Raw genomic sequence first — 11224 nt, 5'->3', positions numbered from 1 at the left:
AACAATGAAAAAGTTTACCTTATATATTTTGACAGCTTTCAGTCTGATGGGATTGACGACGAGCTGTAATGATTTTGGGGATGTGAATAATGACCCTATGAACCTGAATCCCGGAGTAGTGGATTATAAGATGGAGTTTACTCAAGTACAGGCGCAGATATGTGGTTCCGACTGGGATGTGTGGCGTAATGGCTGTATCTACACAGCCAATATGATACAGCATACAGCTACGGTGGACTGGGTGTATGGATCTTTTTATACATGGAGTGATCAGTATAGTGGTGCTTATTGGACAGGATTCTATTCCGGTGGTCGTGCGGCTATTCGTAATATAATAGATGTGATGAATAATTGGGAAGGAAATCCCGCTTATGAAAATGAGTATCAGATGTGCCGTATTATGAAAGCATATATGTTCCAGAATATGACCGATCTTTACGGTGATGTTCCTTATTCTGAAGCAGGTCAGGGATATTCTACAAATCCGATTCCGTATCCTAAATATGACACGCAAGAATCAATCTATAATGATTTGCTGAAAGAACTTGATGAGGCACAAGCCGCATTGAGCACCTCTGCCAGTAATACAATAGGAGCTGCGGACGTTATCTACGGAGGTGATGCTGCAAAGTGGAAGAAGTTTGCGAACTCACTGATGCTTCGGGTAGCAATGCGTTTGACCAAAGTTGCCCCTGATAAAGCGAAGACATGGGTGGCTAAAGCAGTAGCGAATGGTTTGTTTGTAAGTAACGATGATAATGCAATTGTCAGACATGCCAATGGTTCGCCGAGTGATGACTCTGCAGAACCTTATGGAAAAGTATTTTCCAGTCTGGATACTCAGGCATTTTTTATCAGTGAAACTTTTATAGAAATATTGAAAGACGATCCTCGCCTTCCTTTGATTGCTACGGTTTGTACTAAAGACCCGAAGCCAGGATGGGGTGATGCTGATTTTGATTTGGGAGATAATGCTTCTGATAAACAGAAAGGTATGCCGGTTGGATATGATTCAAAAGGAGGAGACTGGGATATCAGTAAAGCTCCTGGCTATCCGGGTGATGATTGGAGAAAAACTTATTCTGTTCCTAATCGCACAGTATATGCACGTCCGGATTCACCATCTATGCTTGTCACTCATGCCGGCAATCTGTTGTTATTGGCAGATGCGGTGAAACGTGGATTATATACAGGAGATGCAGAAAACCTTTATAAAGAGGGGGTGACTGCCGCCATGAAGCAATTCTCTTATTATGAAAAAGCCACTACTACAATTACGGATGCTGAGATAGCCGCCTATCTGGATGCTAATCCATTGAACGCTGATACGGAAAAGGCTTTGGAACAGATTAATACGGAATATTATATCCACACATTCTGTAATGAGTATGAAGCCTTTGCAAACTGGCGTCGTACCGGATATCCTAAGCTGACTCCGTCCCAAAATGCAGCCAGCTATCCTAATAATGTGACAAATGGAGAGATTCCTCGTCGTTTCATTTATCCGACAAGTGAAATAACAGCTAACCCTGTTAATTACAACGATGCCGTAAAGAGACTTAGCGGAGGGGATAAGATGACATCACGCGTATGGTGGGATAAACAATAAAATGTAATATATAAGCCAGCCGGTTCGCCTTGAACTAGCTGGCTTATTGTATAGTTTTTAGGTATAAACAAGAAAATGGGATTCGTGATGAGTCCCGTTCTTTTATGAATATAATCAGAAAGATTTCATTAATGTTATCTGTACAATGGAACATTACCATCGATAATACCGCCCCCGATTCTTCTTGACAGTCTGACAGAAAGTGTACTTCCTGCTTTTAAATCCAAATCTTCTACCGCACTGATTTTCTGAACTACTCCTCCGATAGTGATAGTACCGATTTCTTCTCCGGCATTGATCTTTTGCGGAAGCACATTGGTAACAGCACCTTCGGATACTTTCTTTACTTCGATATTCTCTGATAAAGCATTCTCGTTGACTTCAATAATACCGTTCAATAAATCCTGTGTACCTTCGTTTTTCAGGCTAAGTTCGACTTTAGCTTCCCCTTCATACGGATTATCATTTTCATCCAGTATAATAACCGGTACGGTCATTCGTTTGAATTTCAGGGATACATTCCGACTACCCGGAACGGCTTCTGCTGTTCCGAACAAATGTTCTTGTCCTCCTTTTAACAGGCGTTTGTTGCCACTTGATCTGGTAGCGGCTCCATCCGTCAGTGCAGGATAATGGGCGTAGAATGTAACTGTGCTTGTTGTAGCACCTATTTCACTCCAAGTACGGCTATCTTGGCCGACAATGAATGGGGTATAGTTCTGACCGGAAGCAGCCATAGAGATAACTTCTCCTGTGGTGATGCTGTTTTTGGCAGGAAACAGATCACTGCTGGTGCGGGTAAGCGGGTCAGAAAGAGCGTCGTCGATAGAGATTGAGAAGTTGGTTGCTTCTTTACTTGTTTCTTGCAGTTCATCCTGTTGCTGGCAACTGAACAAACATCCTGCGGCTAAAAGAACTAAAAAGTTTTTTCTTTTCATTTTACTAAGTATTAGTGAGTTTAAGTGAGATTTGGTGCTAATATTCTACTTTGTCTTCTTTAGACATCCAGGCTTCGAAGGCAGTAATGGCTTCGTTATGCAGCAGCACTTCGGAGGGAAGTTTTCTGTCGGCAGGCTTTAGAGCCAGTTCATCATAAATAAAGGAATCGTCGAAACCGATGTTCTTTGCATCCGTCTTATTATTACCATAATACATTTTGTCCAGTCTTGCCCAGTAAATGGCACCCAGACACATGGGGCAAGGTTCGCATGAAGTATAGATTTCGTATCCGCTGAGGTTGAATGTCCCCAATTTGGCGGCTGCGGCACGTATGGCACTTACCTCGGCATGAGCGGTGGGGTCACACGAAGAGGTTACTCTGTTGACTCCTGTAGCTATAATTTCCCCTTCTTTGGTTGCAATGACGGCTCCGAACGGGCCTCCACCATTAGCAACGTTTTCTTTGGAAAGCTCGATTGCTTTCCTCATTAGTTCTTCTTTGGTCATAGTTATAAAAAATAATATCGTTAGTTTTGCTTTTATTGCTACCTTTCGCAAATATAAAGAAAACTAACGATAGAATATAGTGATTAAATTATTTTAAGAAACAAACAAGGGCAGGCTTCTTCTTAAAGCTTCCCTAATATTTTGTCCATTACCCAGTTAGTCAAGGTAGCACTTTCTCCGTTGCAGGAACAAACGGACTTACCCAGCAGATGATCTACTACTGCCTGTATAAGTGGCTGTTGTACATGTTCGGGATTGCCGATGCAAATTTCTTCACGTCCTCGTTCGGTGTGCAGACCGATCGGTTCGTAAGTAAACACAGAGAAGCAGATCATTCCTTTATCTCCGATGATTTCGATACGGTCCTCACGGGCAGAATCATGGGCAACAAAGCACCAGGAGCCGCTGCCAACCAATCCGTTATCAAACTGAAAGCAAGCGCTCAGTGTATCTTCGGCGGGGTAAAGCCCTCCGCGGTTGCTTTTATATCCGCTGGCTTCGAGGATGCAGCCGAACATGTCTTGCAGCAAATCAATCTGGTGCGGGGCAAGATCATAAAAGTAACCGCCTCCTGCAATATCAGCCTGTACGCGCCAGGGGAGGTTTTCACGGTTGTAATCCAAATCACGTGGCGGCTGGGCAAAACGGACTTGTACGTTGATGACATTACCGATAGAGCCATTCTCCACCATTTCTTTCACTTTCTGGAAGTAGGGAAGATAGCGGCGGTAATAGGCTACGAAGCAGGGAACCCCTGTTTCCTGAGAAATACGGTTGATGCGTGTACACTCCTCATAAGTGACAGCCATTGGTTTTTCAATATAGGCAGGTTTTCCTGCTTTCATTGCCATAATGGCGTAGGTAGCGTGTGAAGAAGGAGGAGTAGCGATATAAATGGCGTTTACTTCCGGATCGTCAATCAGTTCCTGGGCGTCATCATACCATTTCTTGATTCCTCTTTCTTTCGCATAAGCCTTTGCTTTGGCGCCGTCGCGGCTCATTACAGCTACTACTTCAGAATGTTCTACCTTTTGAAAGGCGGGGCCACTTTTGGTTTTGGTTACTTCTCCGCAACCGATGAAGCCCCATTTAATCATCTTTTCATTCATAATATACCTATTGTGCTTGTTTTAACAACTCCCAAAGATAAAGCTATTTTTTATGAAGAACAACTTTATTGATTGTTAACTGTCAGAAATAGGTAAGGGGATGAGTTTTACTTTACCAGTACCAGCATACTCCGAAAGAGAAGGGATAAAGTTCGGGACCTTTGTTCTTCTCAAAAAGCCCGTATGTAGAGTAACGCATATATACACCCAGATCTGCATAACCGGCTTGCGCAAGTAAATTGATACCCAATGGACGTCCGTTCAGTCCCTTGTCAATCGTCTTCTTTGACCCGTTAACTTTTGCTTTCGATCTGAATCCGTGACGGATTTCAGCTTCGGGACCTACAGCAAAGAACAGAGGGCCTTTGCCATTGAGCCGGGTTTGCCACTCGATAGAGAGCGGAATACGGAAGTAGAAATAACGCAGACGACTTTTACTGTACTCTGTAGGTTCTTCTGCCTCTTCCCCGGAATAGATTTCGGTCACTCCGTCTATTTCACGGAATGCATAATTGCCATCCAGACGCATACTGCGGTATCCCCATCCCAATCCGATGGTAATTCCCCAGTTATAGGTAGGCGCAAAGGCGTGCGAACCGGTAAACAGATTACCGCCTATTTCCCACGAATGGCTGGAATTGAGATCGGCACCACTCGACGGATTGAATGAGAGAAAGTCATTGGACAGTCGGGTGTAGCCGATATAGAATCCGCCGGCATGAGGTTCAAATCTGTTTTTCTTGTTGTTCTTTTTGGAGAAGGGGAGGGCGCTCAGTACGGTGCGGCTTTCCGTACTCTGTCCGTTCAGGTAGACTCCTTCGAAGATTTGCGCGTTCGTTATCGTATCTCCGCCGGATGCGCGTTCGTAGAGTTTCACTTTGATCTTGTCACCTTGTTCCTTGATAACGATCTTTCGTCCGTTGACGTAAAGTGTTGTATCCTGCGGAGTGCTTTCATTTTGTGCCATGCCGCTCATTGGAGCCATCATGAGCCATAGTAATAATAGTTTTTTCATATTTGTATTTCTTAATCTGTTTTTATTCTTTCTTCATGAATAGCATGGTAATCAGGTCGTCGGCATCCAGTTCCCCTTCGATATAGATCAGGGTAGCCGAATCTTTCTTTCCGGTTTTGAAGAGGATAAACCGGTTCACATCCTCCTTAAGTTGGGGAAGCTGGTAATAACCGGATTTGATTTGCCCGTTGGAAACAACTTCTTTCACTTTCTTCGCTTTCTTCTTATCGGCTTCCAGGCAACGGAGAATAGTGGGAAGTGCATTGTTGACATCCTTGAAAACCAGACTTTTATAGAGAGTCATCTGGTAAGTTTCCAGCATTTCATTGGATAGCTCTACCATAGTCACCCCTTTTTGCTTTCCGTACTTCTGAAAGACGGTGGCAATCTGTAGTCCCTGTTGGGCGGCTGCATGGGCAGCGAATGTAAGTAACAGGGCGATTAGTGTGGTACGAATGATTTTATTCATCATAATTATATGCTGTTTTTATATTATTCATCAAATAAAGTAGCGAATATTTCTTCCTCGCTGAGGCTGACGTCACGGAAAGCGACCATCGCCTGTTCGCGGATCAAATGAACGTCCGTATATTCCTTGCCGTCAATGATCACATAGTTTGCCGGTGCAGGGGATATATGGCGGTAGATGCCCGATATGCCCAGTAATAACAGGAGGGCGGCAGCGGCAGCACCGAGGCTGTAAGTCAGATACTTTCTGACCGTTTTTGTCTTTTTCTCGAATATGGCAAGTTCAGGCATTTCGCCGGCATTACATTGACCGGAGACTTCCGTAAGTTCCTCCTGCTCTGCTTCGAAGAAGGCAAACATCGGGCGATATACCTCCAGGTGTTCCGGTACAAGGCCTTCGGCAAAGAAACGTCGTAGTCTGCGTTCTTCCTCGCAGGTGGTTTCTCCCTCGAAATATTTGTTGAGCAAGGTTTCTATATCTTTCATGCTTTGTTCCTCCTTTTTCGTTCTTGTATTGTTTGCAAATAGACTTCTCTTACTTTCTTGCGGGCTCTTGACAGATTGCTGCGAATGGCTTCTGCATTGCATCCGGTGATTTCGGCAATTTCTTCCGTTTCGTACTCTTCGATGTCTTTCATGCGGATGATTGTTCGTTGCAGCGTAGGCAAGGAGTCGATAATCTCCCGCATCAGTCTGAACTCATCTTTCTCTTCCAGCAATCGCTCCGGAGTAGCCGAAGGGGTGGGAGCCTGTACCCGGTCGAGTGATAAAGTGTCCGGTCGCTTGGCACGCCACAAGTCCATGCAAAGATGATGCGTCATGGTCATGGCTACAGCTTCGATGCTTCTGTACTCGTCCAGTTTCTGACGCAGATTCCATAGCTTCAGCATGACTTCCTGTACGGCATCTTCCGCATCCGAAGGATCATCAGTCATCCTCCGGGCATAGTTCAGTAGCTTATCTCGAAGGGGCACAACGGTTATTTTAAATTGTTTCAGTTCCATTTACACTGATAAGACGGTGCCAGATTAAAAACGTGACATCAAAAAGAGATTTTTTTCAAAAGTAGATCAATTTTTTGTCAAGAGCAACTTTATTGATTGTTAACTCTTTGGGGGACAGAGCTTCTGTTTATAGAGAATAAAGCATACTACATTCAAATACGAAAGTCAAGTCCTCGGGGGGGATCTTCACTTATTTAGTATAGTATTTCCGGTAAATTTTTTGATACTCTTTTTCTTTCTGGAATTTGTCCAGCCATGTATTCAGGCTATCGAGCAATGCGGGTGATTGTTTGCTGACTGCCCATGAATAGAACTGGGTAAAGCTGATTGCAGTATTGATGTCCAGCTGTGGCAATGAATCAGTCACTGCGCGGGCTATGCTTTCGTCGCAGACCGCATAATCGATATCTCCGTGAGCAACTAACGAAATCAGTTGCTCTGAACCGTATTTTTCTATTTCCTTTATATAAATGGTATCTCCGATTTCATTACCCAGATTATGAATACGCAGAATAGAAGGTGAGCCTTTTACCACATGAAGTGTCTTCTTGGCAAGGTCTAATTGGCTCCGGATATAAAGTGAATCATTTTCTCCGTTCGCTTTTCGCTGTACCAATACCTGCTTGTTGAGTATAATGGGAGAGGTGAGGAGCAGTGAATCCTTCAGCTCACTGGTTGCCAGTATTCCGTAAGCTATCACGTCGTAACGTCCGTCGCTCAATCCTTCCAGCCGTTCGTCGAAACTCATGACAGGAGTGATTTCAGTTTTTAGTCCCTTATCACGTGCGAACGCTTCTATCAGTTCATAGTGGAATCCGGACACAGTATCACTGTCTACATAGAAACTGATTGAATTATATTCGGTAGCTACACGTAAGATACCTTCTTTGGCAATAGCTGCATAATCGCGCGGATGTCCCGAAGGCTTTTCCTGCTTACCGCAATAGCGGACAGAGAAGATGAGTGCCAATACAATGACTACCGGCAACAGATATCTGAATAGTCTCAATTTCGGGCGCGTTTTCATAAGCCATAGAGATTTTGTTAATCATAGAAGTTCCATGAAAGTCCGAATTTCAGCACACGTGGATTGATGGGGTAATGAGGAGCCAGAAAATAATTGGGTTTGCTCATTCCCTGGTTGACGTGATACATCATCACATAAAAACGGGTACGTTTCAAGTGTAGGTTAGCATAAACATTCACTATCGGATAGCCGCCTATCTCTACTTTGCCTTCTTCCGGTTGCAGGTAGAACTGCTGTGTAGCAGGCATATAGGCAGGAGCGTCATACTTGGTGAAATAACGTACATCGGCACCTAACTGTACGCTCAATACTTTCTTCGCCAGTTTAAACTGCATATAGAAATTATGATACAGTGAGAGTTCCGGCAATGGCAGTACAGCCTGGTCACTGGATTTCTGCCAGATTACTTCATTGTCCAGATGAAAGATTCCCACCTTGAAATCCTGATTGAAGCAAGCCGACAAAACCTGCAAACTACCGCCTTTCTGTGTCGGCAAAGCCTGCTGGTTGAAGTAAGTATAGTTCTTTATATTTTCAACTCCGGCTCTCAGGCGTGTCCCCCAATTGGCTATGTTTAGTTCACCTTCGATGCGGGTGCGGAATTCCTTATCCATATCATCGTCCCACCAAAAATGTTTGGAATGATAATGGCGCATGTAGAATGGCGCAAGTTTATTACTGATTTCTCCGCGTGCAATTACACTCACTGTATCTTTCCATAAAGGGATATTTAAGTCGATATCTCCTTTTACATTAAACTGACCAATCGCTTTTCCTGCCATGCCCACTTCACCAATCGCGTGATAATGAAGAACGTTTCCTTGCTTTTTAGTCAGTTCACCGCCTATATAGATTTCCGTCTCGTTGTATTTATCCTGTCTTAGCGGGTCCAGGCTCATCAGCGAATATTTGCTCAGCTTATGGGAGGCAAAGGCTGTCAGTCCTGCTTTTGCATATTTATTGAAGCCTTCGAGGAGGGCGATACCTATTGTATTCTTTATTCCGACATAAACGGTACTGTCCCTGACGAATGTGTTTTCTTTGTCGAGATGGGTATCACTATAATAATCCTTTACGTTATCGTCCGAACGGAAATTATGGCGTGAGCGTTCTACCTGAATGGTGTGTATAAAGCTGGTGACCGGAACGAACTCTTGTTTGGCAGGCATCGTATCATTTTCCGCTTGTGGAATATCCCGCTGAAATCCCAGATTATAGCGTTGGGTCAGAAATACGTAGAAGTCGTGGTTACGGTTCGCACTGGCGTTGAGTACGGTAGGAATATTGACCGATTCATATTCCTTTCTTCCTTCTGCCATTTCTTCCGGTGCGGTAATGTAGCGGTCGTCAGTGATACCACCGTTCTCGTTTGTTTTCAGATAATTGTTGCTGTATATTCCTTGAATCTGATAGCGGTCGCCAATGTAACTACCGAAAAGTGCAGCATTAAAATAAGAAGTATTTTGATTGTTATAGTAGCCCCGGCCATACAGATAGTCGATATTAAAGCCGAAAGCCAGCTTCTTGTTTACATTGACTGAGAAATAGGATTTGAAACGTTCTTCTCCATTTTGCTTATTACCCGCCTTGTGATAGGTCAGGTTGGTATAAGGTACATTACTGTTTGTAAAGTTGAACTCCGTCGGACGAATGAAAAAGCTGGAGAAAGGCTCCATAAAGATGGTCGGTTCCGGATAATTGCGTTCAAAGAAGATACGCGACAGACGCGGAGAACCTAAATTGGCCAGGTAATTATAATGTCCGGTAATTCCGTCTGTAAGGTTTGTGTTTTGGAAATGATGATAAGTCGTATCTGCCGGAATCATTGTCCGGTCGCCTAATTGGTTCTTGATACGCCACATATATAGCGTAGGCGGCAATCCCTGTACTTCAACATTAGCACTGTCCAGTTTATCCGGAATCATGGCAGGGTCTACCTGATTACCATATTGGTCGCGTCCGTTTTCGTCGATTTGTTGGCGGGCAGGGTTGAGCTGCGCATGAATAGCACTCAATCCTACAACGGAAAATAATATATATAATAGTAAGATTCGTCTCATAATTGGAGGCAAAGATACATGAAAAATTGACAATTGACAATTGGCAATTGACAATTAACGTCTATATGCGTTATTTTGCCAATTTATGCCGATTGTAAATTGTCAATTAGTATCTCTAATTATCAATTGTCAACTGTCAATTGTCAATTATTTAGACTTCGTGGATTAATTCCATCCCTTTTTTGATCGCTTCCTCGTTCATGGGAATCAAGTGGTGATGGCGTTCCGGAAGAGTTTTCTTCAGTCCTTTGATGACATTTTCCAGTGTCACGATAGGACGGAGTTGCAGCAGTCCGCCGAGTACGATCATGTTGAAGGCTTTCGCGTTATTCATTTCGTTGGCAGCATCCATTGCGTCGATGCGATATACTTTGATATCCTTGCGGGTAGGCGGGTTGATAATTCCATATCCGTCGTAGATCAGGATACCGCCCGGTTTTACCTTGCTTTCAAATTTCTCCAGTGAAGGTTGGTTCAGTATGATCGCCGTATCATATTTGCTCAGGATCGGTGAAGATATCTTGTCATCGCTTACAATCACTGTCACATTGGCTGTTCCGCCTCGTTGTTCAGGACCATATGCCGGCATCCAGCTTACTTCTTTTCCTTCCATCAGTCCGGAATAGGCCAGAATTTTACCCATAGACAATACGCCTTGTCCACCGAATCCTGCAATAATTATTTCTTCTTTCATTGTTCTGTTGACTTTTGCGTTATTCTTTATCTTTTAAATCACCCAGCGGATAGAATGGGAACATATGTTCCTCCATCCATTTATTTGATTTTTCCGGAGTCATCTTCCAGCCGGAGCTGCAAGTAGATACGATTTCAACGAGGTTGGAACCTTTGCCGTTCATCGAATTCTCGAATGCCTTGCGTATCGCTTTCTTGGCTTTGCGGATGGCAGGTACTGATTGTACCGACTGACGGGTTACGTAAGCCGTTCCTTCCAGTTGGGCGGCAATCTCGGTCATTTTCAATGGATAGCCGTGCAGTTCTACATCACGTCCGTAAGGACAGGTAGAACTCTTCATGCCTACCAGTGTAGTCGGAGCCATCTGGCCGCCGGTCATACCGTAGATAGCGTTATTGATAAAGATAATGGTAATATTTTCGCCGCGGTTCAGTGCGTGAATTGTTTCGGCAGTACCGATACAAGCCAGGTCGCCATCACCTTGGTAAGTGAACACGAGACGGTCCGGCCATAGGCGTTTGACGGCAGTTGCTACAGCAGGAGCACGTCCGTGTGCTGCTTCTTGCCAGTCAATATCCAAATAGTTGTAGGCGAAAACTGCACATCCTACCGGAGAGATTCCCACCGTTTTATCTTCCATGCCCATCTCTTCTATCACTTCGGCGATGAGCTTGTGTACCACACCGTGACTGCAACCCGGACAGTAGTGCATGGCATTATCGTTCATCAGAGTCGGTTTCTTGTAAACCAGATTCTCGGGTTTGATTATTTCTTCTTTAGTCATAACTTCTT

General features: G+C 44.0%; 12 protein-coding genes. 1 reads left to right on the top strand and 11 read right to left on the bottom strand.

Features of this window, described 5'->3' with window-relative positions; genetic code table 11:
- The first annotated feature begins 4 nt into the window (after positions 1 to 4).
- Positions 5 to 1609 (top strand): SusD/RagB family nutrient-binding outer membrane lipoprotein, encoded by a 1605-nt coding sequence (locus tag BLW31_RS08520; RefSeq protein ID WP_022302267.1) that lies wholly within the window; start codon positions 5 to 7, stop codon positions 1607 to 1609.
- Between the two features lie 134 nt (positions 1610 to 1743).
- Here the strand turns inward: BLW31_RS08520 and BLW31_RS08515 are convergent, their stop codons facing one another.
- The 11 genes from BLW31_RS08515 to BLW31_RS08465 form a co-directional block, all read right to left on the bottom strand.
- Positions 1744 to 2547 (bottom strand): fimbrillin family protein, encoded by an 804-nt coding sequence (locus tag BLW31_RS08515; RefSeq protein ID WP_010537592.1) that lies wholly within the window; start codon positions 2545 to 2547, stop codon positions 1744 to 1746.
- A gap of 37 nt (positions 2548 to 2584) precedes the next feature.
- Positions 2585 to 3055 carry a nucleoside deaminase gene (locus BLW31_RS08510; protein WP_008760614.1) on the bottom strand — a complete coding sequence of 157 codons (471 nt, stop codon included), beginning with the start codon at positions 3053 to 3055 and terminating at the stop codon, positions 2585 to 2587.
- A 122-nt stretch (positions 3056 to 3177) separates the two neighbouring features.
- Positions 3178 to 4164, bottom strand: a complete 987-nt coding sequence (locus BLW31_RS08505; protein WP_010537594.1) for a Gfo/Idh/MocA family protein — start codon at positions 4162 to 4164, stop codon at positions 3178 to 3180.
- A 112-nt stretch (positions 4165 to 4276) separates the two neighbouring features.
- The gene (locus tag BLW31_RS08500; RefSeq protein WP_022302265.1) at positions 4277 to 5179 is read right to left on the bottom strand and encodes a hypothetical protein; all 903 of its coding nucleotides are present in this window, start codon (positions 5177 to 5179) and stop codon (positions 4277 to 4279) included.
- A gap of 22 nt (positions 5180 to 5201) precedes the next feature.
- The gene (locus BLW31_RS08495) at positions 5202 to 5648 is read right to left on the bottom strand and encodes a DUF6108 family protein (RefSeq protein ID WP_029425486.1); all 447 of its coding nucleotides are present in this window, start codon (positions 5646 to 5648) and stop codon (positions 5202 to 5204) included.
- A gap of 23 nt (positions 5649 to 5671) precedes the next feature.
- Entirely contained in the window at positions 5672 to 6133 is a 462-nt protein-coding gene (locus BLW31_RS08490; RefSeq protein WP_010537597.1) for a PG0215 family putative anti-sigma factor, read from the bottom strand.
- Positions 6130 to 6651 carry a GFO_1088 family ECF-type sigma factor gene (locus BLW31_RS08485; protein ID WP_029425487.1) on the bottom strand — a complete coding sequence of 174 codons (522 nt, stop codon included), beginning with the start codon at positions 6649 to 6651 and terminating at the stop codon, positions 6130 to 6132. Before BLW31_RS08485 ends, BLW31_RS08490 begins: the two co-directional genes overlap by 4 nt.
- 190 nt (positions 6652 to 6841) lie before the next feature.
- Positions 6842 to 7678, bottom strand: coding sequence for a transporter substrate-binding domain-containing protein (locus tag BLW31_RS08480; protein WP_010537599.1), 837 nt, complete (start codon positions 7676 to 7678; stop codon positions 6842 to 6844).
- Between the two features lie 17 nt (positions 7679 to 7695).
- Positions 7696 to 9738 (bottom strand): putative porin, encoded by a 2043-nt coding sequence (locus BLW31_RS08475; protein WP_022302264.1) that lies wholly within the window; start codon positions 9736 to 9738, stop codon positions 7696 to 7698.
- Between the two features lie 151 nt (positions 9739 to 9889).
- Complete coding sequence (locus BLW31_RS08470) at positions 9890 to 10432, bottom strand: 2-oxoacid:ferredoxin oxidoreductase subunit gamma family protein (protein ID WP_010537601.1); 543 nt, start codon at positions 10430 to 10432, stop codon at positions 9890 to 9892.
- Between the two features lie 19 nt (positions 10433 to 10451).
- Positions 10452 to 11216, bottom strand: coding sequence for a thiamine pyrophosphate-dependent enzyme (locus BLW31_RS08465; RefSeq protein WP_010537602.1), 765 nt, complete (start codon positions 11214 to 11216; stop codon positions 10452 to 10454).
- Between the last annotated feature and the right edge of the window lie 8 nt (positions 11217 to 11224).

The sequence above is a fragment of the Bacteroides faecis MAJ27 genome (genome assembly GCF_900106755.1).
Taxonomy (GTDB): Bacteria; Bacteroidota; Bacteroidia; order Bacteroidales; family Bacteroidaceae; genus Bacteroides; species Bacteroides faecis.
The sequence above is the reverse complement of the archived record's forward strand: the minus strand, read 5'-3'. Positions and strand labels throughout refer to the sequence as shown.

Bases quoted from the DNA above. Each gene is read 5' to 3' on its own strand.
- BLW31_RS08520 (WP_022302267.1), top strand. From the start codon at position 5: ATGAAAAAGTTTACCTTATATATTTTGACAGCTTTCAGTCTGATGGGA.
- BLW31_RS08515 (WP_010537592.1), bottom strand. From the start codon at position 2,547: ATGAAAAGAAAAAACTTTTTAGTTCTTTTAGCCGCAGGATGTTTGTTC.
- BLW31_RS08510 (WP_008760614.1), bottom strand. From the start codon at position 3,055: ATGACCAAAGAAGAACTAATGAGGAAAGCAATCGAGCTTTCCAAAGAA.
- BLW31_RS08505 (WP_010537594.1), bottom strand. From the start codon at position 4,164: ATGAATGAAAAGATGATTAAATGGGGCTTCATCGGTTGCGGAGAAGTA.
- BLW31_RS08500 (WP_022302265.1), bottom strand. From the start codon at position 5,179: ATGAAAAAACTATTATTACTATGGCTCATGATGGCTCCAATGAGCGGC.
- BLW31_RS08495 (WP_029425486.1), bottom strand. From the start codon at position 5,648: ATGAATAAAATCATTCGTACCACACTAATCGCCCTGTTACTTACATTC.
- BLW31_RS08490 (WP_010537597.1), bottom strand. From the start codon at position 6,133: ATGAAAGATATAGAAACCTTGCTCAACAAATATTTCGAGGGAGAAACC.
- BLW31_RS08485 (WP_029425487.1), bottom strand. From the start codon at position 6,651: ATGGAACTGAAACAATTTAAAATAACCGTTGTGCCCCTTCGAGATAAG.
- BLW31_RS08480 (WP_010537599.1), bottom strand. From the start codon at position 7,678: ATGAAAACGCGCCCGAAATTGAGACTATTCAGATATCTGTTGCCGGTA.
- BLW31_RS08475 (WP_022302264.1), bottom strand. From the start codon at position 9,738: ATGAGACGAATCTTACTATTATATATATTATTTTCCGTTGTAGGATTG.
- BLW31_RS08470 (WP_010537601.1), bottom strand. From the start codon at position 10,432: ATGAAAGAAGAAATAATTATTGCAGGATTCGGTGGACAAGGCGTATTG.
- BLW31_RS08465 (WP_010537602.1), bottom strand. From the start codon at position 11,216: ATGACTAAAGAAGAAATAATCAAACCCGAGAATCTGGTTTACAAGAAA.